Source organism: Pinisolibacter sp. (assembly GCF_036782435.1).
Classification (GTDB): domain Bacteria; phylum Pseudomonadota; class Alphaproteobacteria; order Rhizobiales; family Ancalomicrobiaceae; genus CALBKH01.
The window spans coordinates 101676-116426 of sequence record NZ_DAIPZB010000007.1 but is presented as its reverse complement, the minus strand read 5'-3'; the positions used below and the strand labels follow the sequence as shown (position 1 = coordinate 116426).

14 protein-coding genes are annotated in these 14751 nt (G+C 67.2%); 8 read left to right on the top strand and 6 right to left on the bottom strand.

Annotation, left to right across the window (positions count from 1 at the left end; translation table 11 throughout):
• Positions 1–302: 302 nt before the first annotated feature.
• Genes V7Q42_RS04715 through V7Q42_RS04705 form a run of 3 tightly spaced genes read right to left on the bottom strand, consistent with a single transcriptional unit; the run spans position 303 to position 5052 of the window.
• Positions 303–1802: a flagellar biosynthesis protein FlgL gene (locus V7Q42_RS04715; RefSeq protein WP_333822776.1), complete on the bottom strand. Its 1500-nt coding sequence runs from the start codon at positions 1800–1802 to the stop codon at positions 303–305.
• A 19-nt stretch (positions 1803–1821) separates the two neighbouring features.
• Positions 1822–3687 carry a flagellar hook-associated protein FlgK gene (gene flgK, locus V7Q42_RS04710; RefSeq protein WP_333822775.1) on the bottom strand — a complete coding sequence of 622 codons (1866 nt, stop codon included), beginning with the start codon at positions 3685–3687 and terminating at the stop codon, positions 1822–1824.
• 39 nt (positions 3688–3726) lie between these two features.
• Complete coding sequence (locus V7Q42_RS04705) at positions 3727–5052, bottom strand: flagellar hook protein FlgE (RefSeq protein WP_333822774.1); 1326 nt, start codon at positions 5050–5052, stop codon at positions 3727–3729.
• Between the two features lie 295 nt (positions 5053–5347).
• Between V7Q42_RS04705 and V7Q42_RS04700 the strand changes: the two genes are divergently transcribed.
• Entirely contained in the window at positions 5348–6193 is an 846-nt protein-coding gene (locus V7Q42_RS04700) for an AAA family ATPase (RefSeq protein ID WP_333822773.1), read from the top strand.
• A 6-nt stretch (positions 6194–6199) separates the two neighbouring features.
• On the opposite strand, the gene V7Q42_RS04695 is transcribed toward V7Q42_RS04700, so the two are convergent.
• A complete protein-coding gene (locus V7Q42_RS04695; protein WP_333822772.1) occupies positions 6200–6394 on the bottom strand; it encodes a hypothetical protein in 195 nt (64 codons plus the stop codon).
• A 331-nt stretch (positions 6395–6725) separates the two neighbouring features.
• Positions 6726–7355 (bottom strand): hypothetical protein, encoded by a 630-nt coding sequence (locus tag V7Q42_RS04690; protein ID WP_333822771.1) that lies wholly within the window; start codon positions 7353–7355, stop codon positions 6726–6728.
• Positions 7356–7438: 83 nt separating this feature from the next.
• On the opposite strand from V7Q42_RS04690, the gene V7Q42_RS04685 reads away from it, so the two are divergent.
• The 7 genes from V7Q42_RS04685 to V7Q42_RS04655 all read left to right on the top strand — a co-directional run bounded on the left by V7Q42_RS04685 (position 7439) and on the right by V7Q42_RS04655 (position 13308).
• Positions 7439–7999, top strand: coding sequence for a DUF2975 domain-containing protein (locus V7Q42_RS04685; protein WP_333822770.1), 561 nt, complete (start codon positions 7439–7441; stop codon positions 7997–7999).
• Positions 8000–8008: 9 nt separating this feature from the next.
• Positions 8009–8230, top strand: a complete 222-nt coding sequence (locus tag V7Q42_RS04680) for a helix-turn-helix domain-containing protein (RefSeq protein ID WP_333822769.1) — start codon at positions 8009–8011, stop codon at positions 8228–8230.
• Positions 8231–8354: 124 nt separating this feature from the next.
• On the top strand, positions 8355–8915 hold the full coding sequence (locus V7Q42_RS04675) for a SixA phosphatase family protein (RefSeq protein WP_333822768.1): 561 nt from the start codon (positions 8355–8357) through the stop codon (positions 8913–8915).
• A 79-nt stretch (positions 8916–8994) separates the two neighbouring features.
• Positions 8995–10581, top strand: coding sequence for a YcjX family protein (locus V7Q42_RS04670; RefSeq protein WP_333822766.1), 1587 nt, complete (start codon positions 8995–8997; stop codon positions 10579–10581).
• On the top strand, positions 10578–11594 hold the full coding sequence (locus V7Q42_RS04665) for a YcjF family protein (protein WP_333822764.1): 1017 nt from the start codon (positions 10578–10580) through the stop codon (positions 11592–11594). Before V7Q42_RS04670 ends, V7Q42_RS04665 begins: the two co-directional genes overlap by 4 nt.
• A gap of 198 nt (positions 11595–11792) precedes the next feature.
• On the top strand, positions 11793–12218 hold the full coding sequence (locus V7Q42_RS04660; RefSeq protein WP_333822762.1) for a universal stress protein: 426 nt from the start codon (positions 11793–11795) through the stop codon (positions 12216–12218).
• A gap of 235 nt (positions 12219–12453) precedes the next feature.
• Positions 12454–13308: a DUF4344 domain-containing metallopeptidase gene (locus V7Q42_RS04655; RefSeq protein ID WP_333822761.1), complete on the top strand. Its 855-nt coding sequence runs from the start codon at positions 12454–12456 to the stop codon at positions 13306–13308.
• A gap of 92 nt (positions 13309–13400) precedes the next feature.
• Here the strand turns inward: V7Q42_RS04655 and V7Q42_RS04650 are convergent, their stop codons facing one another.
• Positions 13401–14576, bottom strand: coding sequence for a vWA domain-containing protein (locus V7Q42_RS04650; protein WP_333822760.1), 1176 nt, complete (start codon positions 14574–14576; stop codon positions 13401–13403).
• Between the last annotated feature and the right edge of the window lie 175 nt (positions 14577–14751).

The following is a 14751-nucleotide window of genomic DNA, read 5'->3' as shown; positions in this document are numbered from 1 at the left end:
AATCACGTCAGTAGACGGTCGTCGAGGGCTATCCGCGCACAGGTCTCATCATACCAGTCTTGCGAAATTCTGACCGTTTTCCGGGCGGTTCGGTTTCGAAGGTCGGTGCTCCGACGTCCCCTCTCCCCTCGTGGGGGAGGGACAGGGAGAGGGGTATACGACCTGTCCTCGAACTCTTGCGCTTGCGGAGTCTTCCGGAGTGACCCCTCTCTCCGTCTCTCCCCCACAAGGGGGGAGAGGACCGGATGCGAGGGCCTTGGGTAGATCCACGCCGATCGAGACGAAAATTCGTGAGCGCGGCATCAAATGTAGTTGGTCAGCGACATCTTGTAGAGGATCGACGTCGCCTGATAGCTCGCCTGCATCTGCGTCTGCAACGCCAGGAGTTGCGTGGCGACCTCGGTCTGATCGGTGTTGATCGTGTCGTCGATCACCTTCTGGTAGGTGGCCGCCATGGCGGTGTGGCGAGTCTTCGCCTGGCTCGCCGCTTGCGCCGCGCCGGCGACCTCGACCTGGACCGCCGCGATGCTCTGCACGCCGGCCGGAATGCCGAGATTGCCCTTGGCCCGGAGCAGCAGCTGGGTGTGCACCTCGCTGTCGGTGGCCGTGCCGCCGGACACGTTGGAAGCGGTGATCACCGCCATCTGCCGCAGTGCCCACGAGAAGGCCTGTTCGTTCGCCCGCATGCCGTAATTGACGGTGACCGACGTGTCGACGTGCGCCGTCACGTCGGTGCGCGCCCGCGACGCATCGTTGGTGCCGACGTACCACTGCACCGTGCTGGTGTAGCCCGTATCGGCGACCAGCGCCGTCGCCGTGTCGAAGGGAGGTCCGTCGACCCTGAGCGGCGCATTCCCGTTGACGGTGTCGAAGAACTCGTTGCCCGTCTGCATCGCCGAAGCGGCGACCAGATCGGTCTTCGCCACCGACTGGAGCTTGGTATCGAGCAGGCTCGACAGATTGTCGGCGGTGTCGGCCGCCGTCGCGCCGATCTGGAAGGTGTTCTTCGAGGCGTCGGTGGTATCGCCCGCCGTCAGCTCGATCTTCGCCGTGGTCCCGTCCGGCAGCCCGAAGGTGACGGTGATCTTCTCGCCGTTCTCGGGCTGACCGGAGAAAGAGACGTTCAGAGCCGCCGGTGATCCGCTCGGTCCGGCGACGATGGCGTTGGACAGCGTCGAGGTGACCGCCGACAACTTCATACCGAAGGGATGCGACCCGTCCTCGGCGAGAGTGACGGTGCCCGCGGCCGAAGCGATGGTCAGTCGGCCACGCCCGTCGGCGCCCTGATCGGCCTGCAGGCGCTCGCTCATCAACTGCTTCAGGCCGGCCTTGCCGTTGGCGCCGTCCAGCATCTCGTCGACGCCGACCACCGGCTTGGTGTCGGTCGCCGAGCCGGAGAAGATGTAGCGCCCGGCCACGTCGCTGTTGAGCAGCGCCGTGAAGGCGTTGAGACTGTCGAGCGAATAGGTCTGGGAGTCGGTGACGCCGGTGGTCGACAGATTGAAGGAATTCGGGTCGAGGTTGCCTTTGAGATCGGAAACCAGGGTCGACAACTGCGACAGCGTCTTGTCGCCGACCCGCATGCGCACGTCGAGCGTTTCGATCGTCTGCTGGAAGCCCTCCACCCGGCCGAGTTTGGTCTGATAGGCGAGCGCCAGATCGCGCGAACCGCCGAGACCGCCGTAGGTCTGCGAGCGAACGCCGGTCGACAGTTGCTGCGACAGACCGTCGAGACGGGTGCGCATCGTTCCGAGCTGCTGCACCAGCTGGTCCGAATATCCGGTGGCGGTGATCCGGGTCATGATCTCACTCCCACCCGCCTCAGATGTTCATCAGCGCGTCGAGCATGTCCTTGGCGGTGGACATCACTCGGGCATTGGCGGCATAGGCCGACTGGAGTTGGATCAACCGCGCCAGTTCCTGGTCGACGTTGACCCCGGACGCCGTCTTCATCCGCTCCACGAGGTTCGACTGGATGGTCGACTGGCTGTCGAGCGCCGACGAGGCCGAAGCGGTCGCCGCGCCCCAGAACGACACCATCCGGTCGGCGAAGTTGGCGAGCGTCGTGGAGAAGCCGTGGCCCTCCGAGGCCATGCCGGTCTCCGAACCGAAATCGAAGACCGTCTTCTCCAGGCGATCGAGCAGCGCCTGCGGTCGGGTCGCGTCGCCCGCGTCCGTCGCCGGGCTCGTCTGCCACTGCACCAACAGCGACGGATCGGCGATCACCGCCGCGTTGACGGCGATACGGGTGGCGAAGCCGGTCTTCTGGGAGCCCCTCTCGAAGCTGCCGGTATAGTAGTCGGTGGTGGCGCCGTCGACGAAGAGCGGTAGTCCGGTCTCCCCGTCCTGCAGCGCCGTCGAGGTGATGTCCGCCGACAGCCCGGTCACCCGTGTGGTGACCCCGCCGTCGTCGAGGATCTCCAGCACCTCGCCCGAAGGGTTCGACACCGAGAAGCCGCCGCCGAGCGCCGTCTGGATCTGCGCCGCCACCGAGCCCATGCCGGCCGAGAAGTCGATGCCGTAGACGGTGTCGTTCGCCTTCGACGTGGCGCTGTCGTCGAGCGGCAGCGCCGCCGGATCGTCGACGCGGACGAAGGTCACCGTCTTCGCCTCGCCGGAGGCGACATCGGTGTAGGTGAAGGTGACCCGGTTGCCCTGCTGCAGGCCGGTGAGATCGACGTCGAAACCGTTCGAGCTTCCCGAGGTCACCGCCGTGCCTTCGACCGTGCGGTTCGACATGGCTTCGGCGAGACCGGCGGCGATGTCGTCGAGCTGCGCCTGGGCATCGACCAGGGTGTGATCGCGCAGTTCGACGAGCGCGGCGAGCGATCCCGAGCGCAACGTGCCGCTGGCGATGAGATCGATCACCTGCGAGCCGTTGTCGGCGACGCGGATGGTGCCGACGGTGCGTTCGGCGTCGTCCTTCGACCACACCGTGCCGGCGGTCAGCGTGCCGCGCGCGTCGAATTCGAACTGGGTGCCGTGATCGGAGACCAGCGACAGGCCGGAGGTGGTGAACACCGAGAGATGGCCGTCGGCGCTCTCCAACGTGCCGATGTCCATGTAGGACGACAGTTGCCGCACCGCCTCGTCGCGCGCGTCGAGGAGGTTGGATACGTCCCGGCCCGCCGCCTGTTGACCGACGACCTGGCTGTTGAGATCGGCGATCTGCTTGGTCAGCCCGTTGACCTTGGTGATCTGGTCGGCGATCTCCGACTCGGCCGAGGTCCGGAGGCTCTGGATGTCGTTCGAAGCCTGATTGAGCTGGCTCGCCAACACCTGCGCCTTGTCGACGAACGCCGATTTGCTCGACGGATCGTCCGGGCTGGTCGCCAGCGACTGCAGCGCCTGATCGAAATCGGTGATCGCGCCGGAGATGTTGGCACCGGCGTCGGTCTTGCCCATGTACTGGTCGATCTGCGTCAGGTACTTCGACTGGGTGTCGAGATAGGCGCTGGGCGAGGTCGACTGCAGCAACTGGCTCCAGATCGTCTTGTCGAACTCGCGGTTCACGACCGCTTTGAGGCCGAAGACGCCCTGGAGCCCCTGGTAGTCGACCGTGCCGACCCGCTTGGCGGTGTAACCCGCCTGGCCGGCACGGGCGATGTTCTGCGCGACGATGCCGGTCTCGGTCTGGTTGAGCTGCATGCCCGCGACCGCGATCGAAAGCGCAGATCCGATGGTCATGGCGAGAACTCCGGAACCGAGAACGCGGGTTCATCGTCCTCAGCGGACGATGGCGAGGATGTCCTGCATCATGTTGTCGGCGGTCGAAATCACCTTCGAATTCGCCGAATAGGCCTGCTGGGTGATGATCATCTTCGAGAACTCGTCGGCGATGTCGACGTTCGAAGCCTCGAGCGCCTGCCCGGTGATGGTCGCACCGGAGGATTCCACCGCCGGGCCGGAATCGCGCGTCACCGAGAAGGCGCCACCGTCCATGCGCTTCAGCCCGGCGTCGCCGGCGAAGGAGAACAGCGTCAGTTCGGCCACGTCGACCTGCTGGCCGTTGGAATAGGTCGCCGTCAGACGCCCGCTGGCATCGACCGCCACGCCGGTGAGGTTGCCCGAGGCGTAACCGTCCTGCGAGATCGAATTGACCGTCACCGTGGCGCCGGTCGTCGCATACTCGGTGATGCCGTCGCTGCCGTAGGAGAGACGGATGGTGCCGAGATCGTTGCCGTCGACGGTGAGGCTCGGGATGTCGAGGTGATCGGTCGGCGAGGTCAACTGACCGGCGCTGTCGAAGGAGAAGTCCGAACCGGCGTTGGTCCACATCGTCGACGCGCCGGTCGCGGTCGAATCGGACTTGTAGAAGAGGTTCCAGGTATCCGGGCTGGCGCCGGTCTTGGCCCAGCGCAACTGCACGTTCACCGCCGAACCCTTGGCGTCGTAACAGGTGATCTGACCGCCGTTGAGCGAGGCATCCTGGAACGACTGATCGTCCAGCGCCTGGACCGTGGCCAAGGTCGGATCGCCCCAGGTCGAAGCGTCGACGACGGCGACCGACGAATTGGCCGGAAGGTTGGCGTTGTAGTCGATCTGGGTCGAGGCCTTGGCGGCGAGCAGACCGGTCGGCAGCTTGACCGCCGACGTCGCATCGCCCGCCGGGTTGCCGGTGGTGGTGTCGATCACCCGACCCATCAGATAATAGCCGGCGCCGTTGACCAGATAGCCCTCGCGGTCGATCTCGAAGTCGCCGCGGCGAGTGTAGTAGTTGGCGCCGCCGAGCAACGTCTTGCCGTCGGACTCGCCCGCTTTCAGTTGCACCTGGAAATAGCCGTCGCCGGAAATCGCCAGATGGGTCGCCGACGACGAGGTCGACACCGCCCCCTGCAGCGTGTTGGTCGCCCGCGACAACGCCAGCACCGAGCCGGCGTTCTGGCGGTAGGAGGCCGTGGCGGCGCCGGAGACGAGGTCCTGGAAGGACGTGTCGACCCGCTTGAACCCGGTAGTCTGCGAGTTGGCGATGTTGCCGGAGATGTTGGTGAGCGCATAGGCCTGAGCCTGCAGACCCGCCACCGAAGTGATCATCGCATCGAAGATACCCATTCCACGCTCCTCGCCGACAGGATGTCGAAGTGCAGGCGGACCTGCGTCGGGAGCGAAGAAGCAGATGCCGTGCCAATCCCCTCGAAGCGGTTCGACCCGTTGATTTTCAACGACTTGTCGAAGTGACGCGACTCTCCGGTGAAGCTTCCGCCACGGCTCGATGGCAATTCCTGCCGGGTCGCCTCGCCCGACCCGGTCGAAACGCCCCGGTACGATCCCCGTCGTTCGCCGCTGGTGCGGCGGCCTCGCATCCGGGTTATGAAGGGCGGAACCGACCACACCCGAGCGAGGGCCCATGCGCTTCGAAGGCACTTCCGACTACGTCGCCACCGAAGATCTCCGGATCGCGGTCAACGCCGCCATCACTCTCGAACGCCCGCTTCTGGTGAAGGGTGAGCCGGGCACCGGCAAGACGGTGCTCGCCCGCGAGGTCGCCTCGGCGCTCGGTCTGCCGCTCATCGAGTGGCACGTGAAGTCGACCACCAAGGCGGCGCAGGGCCTCTACGAATACGACGCGGTCTCCCGCCTGCGCGACGGCCAGATCGGCGACGAGCGGGTCAAGGACATCCGCAACTACATCAAGCGCGGCAAGCTGTGGGACGCCTTCACCGCCGAGACCCGGCCGGTGCTGCTGATCGACGAGATCGACAAGGCCGACATCGAGTTCCCCAACGATCTCCTGCTCGAGATCGATCGCATGGAGTTCTACGTCTACGAGACCGGCGAGACGATCCGCGCCAAGCGCCGCCCGGTGGTCATCGTCACCTCCAACAACGAGAAGGAACTGCCCGACGCCTTCCTGCGCCGCTGCTTCTTCCACTACATCCGCTTCCCCGACGCCGACACCATGACCTCGATCGTCGAGGTCCATTTCCCCGGCCTGAAGAAGCGCCTGCTCGAGGAGGCGCTGAGGATCTTCTTCTCGGTGCGCGAGGTACCGGGCCTGAAGAAGAAGCCGTCGACGTCGGAACTTCTCGACTGGATCAAGCTCCTCCTCAACGAGGACATCGACGAGACCACGCTGCGCCAGTCCGATCCGAGGAAGGTGATCCCGCCGCTCGCCGGCGCCCTGCTCAAGAACGAGCAGGACGTCCACCTCTTCGAACGGCTGGCGTTCATCTCGCGGCGCGAGGGACGCTGAGGTCGCTCAGACGACGATGTCGACCGATTTCGTCTTCCCCGATCCGGCCTGCGCCTGTTCTTCGAGTTCCTCGCGGAACTTCGCCTCGAGCTTCCGCCGCTCCTCCAGCGAGAGCGCGTCGAAGTCCTCCTGCTTCATGCCCTGACGAGCCAGGAACGACTTGAACATGCGTTGCTCGGGCGTGCCCTTGACATAGCTCATGAACTCCTCGGTGGCGTCGGCACCGCTCTTCGCCCCCGCGGCGGAACCGCTCTCCCCGAGAGAACTCGCCGTGCCCCCGTTCACCGCAGGCAGATTCTGCCGGAATGTTTCTGCCGGAGCCCGGTGGAAACCATATGTCGAAATCCCGGAAATGTTCATGTTCGCCTCTCGTGACGATCGTTTCGTCCGAGCGAAGCAAACCGCGCGCCATTCGGCCGCCGTGATCGACCCAAATCCTCCCGCCGCGCCGGTTCTCCGGGCGGCGTCGCGAGAATGAACGATCGGACCGAAGCCAGCCGTCCGCGGACCTCGCCGCATCGGGAGCCGGATCTCACGGAACGTCTCGGGTCGCTCCGCCAGCGGCCGCCGGCGCGGAGGAGGTGCACACCTTCGCCTCCGCCGCGAGCTTCTCCGCCCCCACCAGTGCCACCAGATCGACGTCGTCGAGCAGCGTCACGTAGTCGCCGGTTTCCGCCGTCTTCAGCCATGTCGAAACGCGGAACTCCTTCGGTAGCGCCGCCCCCGCCGGTCGACAGCCGTCGACGCCCACCGACAGCGTCCCACCGAAGGCGCCGGGCTCCTTCTCGGATCGCGCTTTGGCTCGCGCTCGCGCCTCGACGAGCCGTGGCACGTCCGCCGCCGCGATGCGGAAGGCGCGAACCTCCTGCCCCGGCTTCGGCTTCACCGCCGCGAGCCCCGTCTCCGAGACGAGCGACACCTGCTCGAGTTCGATCTCGATCTTCTCCTCGTCCGATCCGTTCCGCCGCGCCTGCGACATCACCAGCTTCGCCCCGCCCACCGGCGGCAACGCCTCCTTCGGCATCGCCACCGCCGCCCGGAGCCGCATCGGATCGGTGGTCATCGGATCGAAATTGCGCAACGCCCACATCGTCTTCGCCGGAACATGGGAACAACCCGCGAGCACCAGAGCCGCCAGAACGAGCAACGGAAGGGACTTCATCACTTACCTCCACACGAAACTTTTTATCGTTTGACATTAATTTTTTCGCGTGTCAAATGATGTCCATCACGAAGGAGCCGACGATGATCGAAGCCGCCCCCTCCCCCGCCGTCGAAGCCTTGCGCGCCCGTATCGGCACGCTCTGCCGGGTGCTGCGCCTCGCCGCCCCGGCCTATGCGGTCTGGGTCTTCGCTCTCCTGGCGCTGCACTGGTCGGACGGCGCCGACGTCGCCCGCACTTATGGTCATTGGCTGAAGATCGAGATCCCCGAGGTGCCGGTTGTGTCGCGCGCCGCGGGCTTCCTCACCCACATGGTGGTCTGGGGATCGATCGTCGGCGCCTGCGTGAACCTGTGGCTGCTCTTCTCCGGCTTCCTCGCCGGCCGCGTCTTCACCGTCGGCACCGCGCTGACTCTGCGCCGCATCGCCCTTTTCGGCCTCGCCGCCGAAGCCGTCGACATCCTCTCGCGACCGCTCCTGTCGATGCTGGTGACCATCCACCTGCCGCCGGGCAGCCGCCACATCGGCGTCTTCTTCCGGCCCGAGGACCTGCTGAATCTGATGTTCCTCGGCGGCCTGTTGGCGCTCGCCCACGTCTTCAAGGTCGCCGCCGAGATCGCCGAAGACCACGCCGCCATCGTGTGAGGCCCGCCGATGCCGATCGTCGTCAATCTCGACGTCATGCTCGCCCGCCGCAAGATGCGTTCCCGCGAACTCGCCGAGCGCATCGGCATCACCGAGCCGAACGTCTCGCTGCTCAAATCCGGCAAGGTGAAGGGCATTCGCTTCGACACGCTCGAGGCGATCTGCCGCGTCCTCGACTGCCAGCCGGGCGATCTCCTGGAATTTCGCGACGAGACGGAGCAAACTCGTTGAATATCAGATATTTCATCGAGAATTCGCGCGTCCTGTCACGACTGTCATACGCCTGTCATGGTAACGTGTTCGCGAGCGTGCTATCGGCTCCGCTCGGTTGACCACGACCACGAGACGCCTCCCGATGCCCCGCCTCCTTCTGCTGCGCCACGCCAAATCGTCCTGGGACGACGTGTCGGCCGACGATTTCGATCGACCGCTGAACGCCCGTGGCCGCGTCGCCGCACCGGTGATGGGCAGCCACATCGCCGCCCACGGGCTCGCCCCCGATCGGATCCTCTGCTCCTCGGCCCGGCGCGCCCGCGAGACGCTCGCCGCCCTGCTGCCGCACCTCGACGAGGACGTCGACATCCGCCTCACCCGCGACCTCTACTTCGCCGGCGAGGATCGCATGATCGATCAGATCCGCGCCCACGGCGGCAATGCCACGACGCTTCTCGTCGTCGGCCACAATCCCGGCATCCAGGAGACCGCCCTCGCCCTGCTCGGCGACGGCGTCCCGGCGATCCTCGACGCGGTAGCGGGGAAGTTCCCCACCGCCGGCCTCGTCGTCGTCGATTTCCCGGCGATCAAATGGGTCGACATCGAACCCAAGACCGGCAAGGGCGTCGCCTTCCTGCGCCCGCGTGGCCGCAAGTTGGTCGAGATCCGAGCCGAGGAAACCGTGGAAGACGAAGAGGCGTGACCTCCGACGGCCGTCCCGCCCTTGGCGAGATGGTCGCGTCGTACCTACATGGGGGAGGTCCCGCCGCCGAGGCTCCTCCATGTCGCCGCACGCCCCGCCGTCCCTCTCCTTCCTCGATCAGGCCCGCACCGCGCTCGCCAACGCCGGCGATTTCGCCATGGGCCTCGCGACCCCGACGGTGCGCCTCGGCGTCACCGGCCTCTCTCGCGCCGGCAAGACGGTGTTCATCACCGCCCTCGTCCACAATCTGCTGCACGGCGGTCGCCTGCCGCTGTTCCGCGCCGCCGCCGACGGCCGCCTCTACGGCGCTGCGCTCGAGCCCCAGCCCGACGATGCGGTGCCGCGCTTCGACTACGAAGCCCATGTGAAGACCCTGGTCGAGGAGCGGCTGTGGCCCTCCTCCACCCGCCGCGTGTCGGAGTTGCGCCTCACCCTCGAGTTCGAATCGAGCTCGTTCTTCGCCCGCACCTTCGGCCGCGGCCGTCTCCATCTCGACATCGTCGACTATCCCGGCGAGTGGCTGCTCGACCTGCCGCTGCTGTCCAAGAGCTGGGCCGAATGGTCGGCCGAGACGCTGGCGCGCGCCGGCCGCGGTTCCCATGCCGCCCTCGCCGGCCCGTGGCTCGCCGCCACCCGCGCCGTCGATCCCGCCGGACCGGAGGACGAGACCACCGCCCGCCGGCTCGCCACCCTGTTCACCGATTACCTGACCGCGGCGCGCGCCGATGAGCACGCGCTCTCCGCCCTGCCGCCCGGCCGCTTCCTCATGCCCGGCGATCTCGAGGGCTCGCCTGCTCTGACCTTCGCGCCGCTGCCGGTCGACGGCGCCGTCCCGGCGAAGTCCCTCGCCGCGATGATGGAGCGCCGCTACGAGGCCTACAAGGACGTGGTGGTGCGCCCCTTCTTCCGCGACCACTTCGCCCGGCTCGATCGCCAGATCGTCCTCGTCGACGCCCTACAGGCACTCAACGCCGGTCCGCGCGCCGTCGCCGATCTCGCCGATGCGCTCGCCGACATTCTCGCCTGCTTCCGCCCGGGCAGGACCTCCTGGCTCGCCTCGATCCTCACCCGCCGCATCGACCGTATCGTCTTCGCCGCCACCAAGGCCGACCACCTCCACCGCGCCTCGCACGACCGCCTGGAGAAGATCCTGCGCCGCCTCGTCGGCGAAGCCATGAGCCGGGCAACCTTCGCCGGCGCCGAGATCGACGTGGTGGCGCTCGCCGCCGTCCGCGCCACGCGCGAGGCCATGGTCGAACACGGCGGCGAGAAATTGCCGGCCATTCTCGGCACCCCCCTGCCCGGTGAGGAGCTGGGCGGCGAGAAGCTCGATCCGAGCAGCGAATTCGCCTTGTTTCCCGGTGACTTGCCGGAGAACCCGGACTCTCTTTTCCCGCCCGCGGACTCGTCGCGTGAACGGTCCGATTCGTCACATGAAGCGGGGCCGAAAACCGATTCCGGATCAGGCACTTCGTCCGCCTCGGCGGATTCTCCGGCGAAACGGCGGAAGACCGAAGTGGAATCGAAGGATGAGGAACCGGCGGTCGAGTTCGTGCGCTTCCGCCCGCCCCGCCTGGAACGCACCGCCGAGGGCTTCACCTTGTCGCTGCCCCACATCCGTCTCGACCGTACCCTCGAGTTCCTCCTCGGAGACCGGCTGACATGACCGACGCCCCTCGCCGGCCTCGCGCCTTCCGGATCGACGCCCCCGGCGTCCACGTCGTCACCCCGGAGAGCGACGCGCCCTTCGGCACCCGCACCGTCGTCACCCCGTCCGACGAACCGCTCGAGATCGCCACCACCTCGCCGCCGGCGCCCCCCCGCCGCTTTCCGTGGAAGACGGTGCTCCTCGCGGCGATCGGCGGCCTGATCTCGCTGTCGCTCGGCCTCGCCCTCGACCGGCTGATCTCGGAACTGTGGGCGCGCGCCACCTGGCTCGGCTGGGTCGGCATCGCCTTCCTCGGCGTCGCCGTCCTCGCCCTCCTCGCCATCGTCATCCGCGAGGTGATCGGCACCCTGCGCCTCGCCGAGGTCGAGCACCTGCGCGCCCGCGTCGCCCTCGCCGTCGGCGCCGACGACCGGCGCGCCGCCCCCGGCCTCGTCGACGCCCTCGACCGGCTGGCCGCCGCCCGCCCGGAGAACGCCCGCCCCCGCGCCGCGCTCGCCGCCCATCGCGCCGAGGTGATCGAAGGCCGCGACCTCCTGGCGCTGGCCGAGCGCGAGCTCATGGGCCCGCTCGACGCCACCGCCCGCTCGCTGATCCTCGAAGCCGCCAAGCGGGTGTCGGTGGTGACCGCCATCTCGCCGCGGGCGATCGTCGACATCGCCTATGTCGCCTGGGAGAACCTGCGCCTCGCCCGGGCGCTGGCCGATCTCTACGGCGGCCGCCCCGGCACCGTCGGCTTCCTGCGCCTGCTCGGCCGCATCCTCACCCATCTCGGCATCACCGGCGGCATGGCGCTCGGCGACACGCTGGTCCAGCAACTCGTCGGTCAGGGCCTCGCCGCCCGCCTCTCCGCCCGTCTCGGCGAAGGCGTGGTCAACGGCCTCTTGACCGCCCGGCTCGGCCTCGCCGCCCTGGAGATCGTCCGGCCGATGCCCTGGGTGGCGCTCGACCGGCCGTCGCTCGGCGACATGATGGGCGAACTCGCCCGCCCGATCGGCAAGGAGGCCTCGTAGCCGTCCGCCATCGGTGGGTCGCGACCGCCAGACCTTCGCCTCGGGCAGAGGAGACCCGCGCACAGGTCGCCCCTCTTGCTTGACCTCTCTCAATGCGCGACCTTGGTAGGCGCCTAGAGTCGCAAGAAGAATTTCACATCGCACAGCGGCGCCGTCGCCGCCCGGAGAGCGTGCGGCGAGGCGACGAGGAGGAACGAGATGTTCACGAAGATCCTGGTACCGGTCGATCCCAACGAGATGGATTTCGCCAAGTCGGCCGTCGCCGCCGCCACCAACCTCGCCATGCAGTCGGGAGGCCACGTGGTCCTCGTCGGCGTCCTGCCGGTGATGAACGGCTACGTCTCGGAATATCTGCCGGCCGATTTCGAAGTCGGTTTCGAAAAAGAGACCGAGAACCGCATCCGCGCCATCGGCGTCGCCGCCGGGCTGAAGGAGGGCAGGTTCTCGGTGAAGCTGCGCACCGGCTCGGTCTATCACGAGGTGATCGACGAGGCGAAGGAGAGCGGCATCGACCTGATCGTCGTCACCTCGCATCGGCCGCAGATGTCGACCTACCTGCTCGGCTCCAACGCCGCCAAGATCGTCCGCCACGCCACCTGCTCGGTGCTGGTGCTGAGGAACTGAGACCGGCGCCGTCGCGAAGACGGCGGGCGCGGTGGAGATCCACCGGGGACCCGAGATGCGTACTCGGAAATTCGCGAGGGCGCCGAGCGAAAGTCGGCACCCTCGTCGTGGGTTGCTCGACGGGACCTCCCCACGCCGGCTGTCGAAACGCCGAAACCGCGGCGCTCCGGGAGAGACCGGCGAAGCTCGTTCGCCCCTCGCATCGGGTCGAGACCGCGAGAGGGAGGGGACACATTTGATCGATCGACGGCTCGTCGCCATCCTTTTCGCGGCGATCTTCTGGGCCGCGCCCGCCCCCGCCACCGAGGAGGCGCGCCTCGGTGCGATCATCATCGACTATGCCCCACCGACCGATCCGTCGCTGAAGCCCTATCACGATCTGGCCAGAGCGGGCCGCATGCTGGAGCACGTCCGGGCCGTGTTCGCACCGCTCCGGCTGCCCCGTCCGCTGACGGTTCGTACCGCGAGCTGCGACGGTGAGGCCGACGCCTGGTACGAGAACGACGTCGTCCAGATCTGCTACGAATATCTCCGCTACGTCGACGGGCTGGCGCGCCGCCGCGGGCGTCCCGCCGGCCTGAGCGAGAAGGACGCCTTTCTCGGACCGGTGATCGAGGTCTTTCTCCACGAAGCGGCGCACGCCATCTTCGACCTCCTCCGCATCCCCATCCTCGGCAAGGAGGAGGATGCCGCCGATCATCTCGCCGCGCTGGGGCTGCTGAGCTTCGGTCCGGAGCGATCGAAGGGGCTGATCGCCGGATTGGCGCACATGCACCTGAACGACGCCGGCTTCCGCAGCCCGCGCCAACTGAACCGCCGACACCTCGGCCTCACCGACCCGAGGGCCATGGCGGACGAACACAGCACGGCGCTCCAACGCCTCTACACCGTGCTCTGCCTCGCCGTCGGCTCGGGCGACGAGGGTTTCGCCGCGGCGGTCGGCGACCTCCTTCCGGCCGACCGGACCGGGTCGTGCCCCGGCGAATACGCCCAGGTGGTCCACGCCTATCGCACCCTCGTCCTGCCGCATGTCGATCCGGCGTCGGTCGCCACCGGACACCCTTTCGGATGGGTCTCGCCGTCGCCGTGATCGGATCGCGCCGAGAAAGAGGCCGCCCCATCGACGAAGCCGCGCTACGCGCGGGCCGTCGCGACGACACGCCGGCGTGACCGACACACTCCCTACCGCGCCAGTTCACGCGCCGCCCGATCCAGACCCTCGATGGTCAGCGGGAACATCCGGTCGCCCACCAGCTGTTTCATCATGCCGATCGACGGGGTGTAGCCCCAATAGGCCTCCGGCGTCGGGTTGAGCCACACCGTCTTGGGATAGACCGTCGTCACCCGTTGCAGCCAGGTCGAGCCGGCCTCCTCGTTCCAGTATTCGACCGAGCCGCCCGGATAGGTGATCTCGTAAGGCGACATCGACGCGTCGCCGACGAAGATCACCTTGTAGTCCGACGGGTACTTGTGCAGCACCGACCAGGTGTCGATCTTCTCGGTCCGCCTACGGGCGTTGTTCTTCCACACGAAGTCGTAGAGACAGTTGTGGAAATAGAACCACTCCATGGTCTTGAACTCGGTGCGCACCGCCGAGAACAACTCCTCGCAGACCCGCACGTGGTCGTCCATCGAGCCGCCGACGTCGAAGAAGACGAGGAGCTTCACCGCGTTGCGCCGTTCGGGACGCATCTGCACGTCGAGATAGCCGTGCTTCGCCGTCTCGCGGATGGTGCCGTCGAGATCGAGCTCGTCGGCCGCGCCGGTGCGGGCGAAGCGGCGCAGCCGCTTCAGCGCCACCTTGATGTTGCGGGTGCCGAGTTCGACCGCGCCGTCGAGATCCTTGAACTCGCGCTTGTCCCAGACCTTCACCGCCCGGCGGTGGCGGCTCCCCTCCTGACCGATACGCACTCCTTCCGGGTTGTAGCCGTAGGCGCCGAAGGGCGAGGTGCCGGCCGTGCCGATCCACTTGGAGCCGCCCTGGTGGCGCTCCTTCTGCTCCTCGAGCCGCTTCTTCAGCGTCTCCATCAGCTTCTCGAAGCCGCCGAGCGCCTCGATCTGCGCCTTCTCCTCCTCGGTCAGGAACTTCTCGGCGAGTTTCCGCAGCCATTCCTCGGGGATGGCGACCTCGGTCGCTTCCGACATCAGGTCGAGCCCCTTGAAGACGTGACCGAAGACCCGGTCGAACTTGTCGAGATGCTTCTCGTTCTTGACCAGACAGACCCGAGCGAGGTGATAGAAATCCTCCACCCGCCGCTCGGCGAGGTCAGCCTCCAGCGCCTCCATCAAGGTGAGATATTCGCGAAGGCTGACCGGGATCCCGGCGCTCTTCAGTTCGGAGAAGAAGGTGACGAACATGCGCGCTCCCGGTCGCGGCGACGCCCCACGATAGCCTCTGACGGGTCGGCGCGAAAGCGATCGCCGGAACGACCGCAGACCCCCGCGCGTGACCGCGAGAAAGCACCTCTTCTCGGAAACCCTCCGAAAATTTCCCGATTAGCGCTCCATCAACATCTGACGTTTAGCCTGAGCG

Coding starts and splice junctions, on each gene's coding strand:
- V7Q42_RS04715 (WP_333822776.1), bottom strand. CDS start 1,802: ATGACCCGGATCACCGCCACCGGATATTCGGACCAGCTGGTGCAGCAG.
- flgK (WP_333822775.1), bottom strand. CDS start 3,687: ATGACCATCGGATCTGCGCTTTCGATCGCGGTCGCGGGCATGCAGCTC.
- V7Q42_RS04705 (WP_333822774.1), bottom strand. CDS start 5,052: ATGGGTATCTTCGATGCGATGATCACTTCGGTGGCGGGTCTGCAGGCT.
- V7Q42_RS04700 (WP_333822773.1), top strand. CDS start 5,348: ATGCGCTTCGAAGGCACTTCCGACTACGTCGCCACCGAAGATCTCCGG.
- V7Q42_RS04695 (WP_333822772.1), bottom strand. CDS start 6,394: ATGAGCTATGTCAAGGGCACGCCCGAGCAACGCATGTTCAAGTCGTTC.
- V7Q42_RS04690 (WP_333822771.1), bottom strand. CDS start 7,355: ATGAAGTCCCTTCCGTTGCTCGTTCTGGCGGCTCTGGTGCTCGCGGGT.
- V7Q42_RS04685 (WP_333822770.1), top strand. CDS start 7,439: ATGATCGAAGCCGCCCCCTCCCCCGCCGTCGAAGCCTTGCGCGCCCGT.
- V7Q42_RS04680 (WP_333822769.1), top strand. CDS start 8,009: ATGCCGATCGTCGTCAATCTCGACGTCATGCTCGCCCGCCGCAAGATG.
- V7Q42_RS04675 (WP_333822768.1), top strand. CDS start 8,355: ATGCCCCGCCTCCTTCTGCTGCGCCACGCCAAATCGTCCTGGGACGAC.
- V7Q42_RS04670 (WP_333822766.1), top strand. CDS start 8,995: ATGTCGCCGCACGCCCCGCCGTCCCTCTCCTTCCTCGATCAGGCCCGC.
- V7Q42_RS04665 (WP_333822764.1), top strand. CDS start 10,578: ATGACCGACGCCCCTCGCCGGCCTCGCGCCTTCCGGATCGACGCCCCC.
- V7Q42_RS04660 (WP_333822762.1), top strand. CDS start 11,793: ATGTTCACGAAGATCCTGGTACCGGTCGATCCCAACGAGATGGATTTC.
- V7Q42_RS04650 (WP_333822760.1), bottom strand. CDS start 14,576: ATGTTCGTCACCTTCTTCTCCGAACTGAAGAGCGCCGGGATCCCGGTC.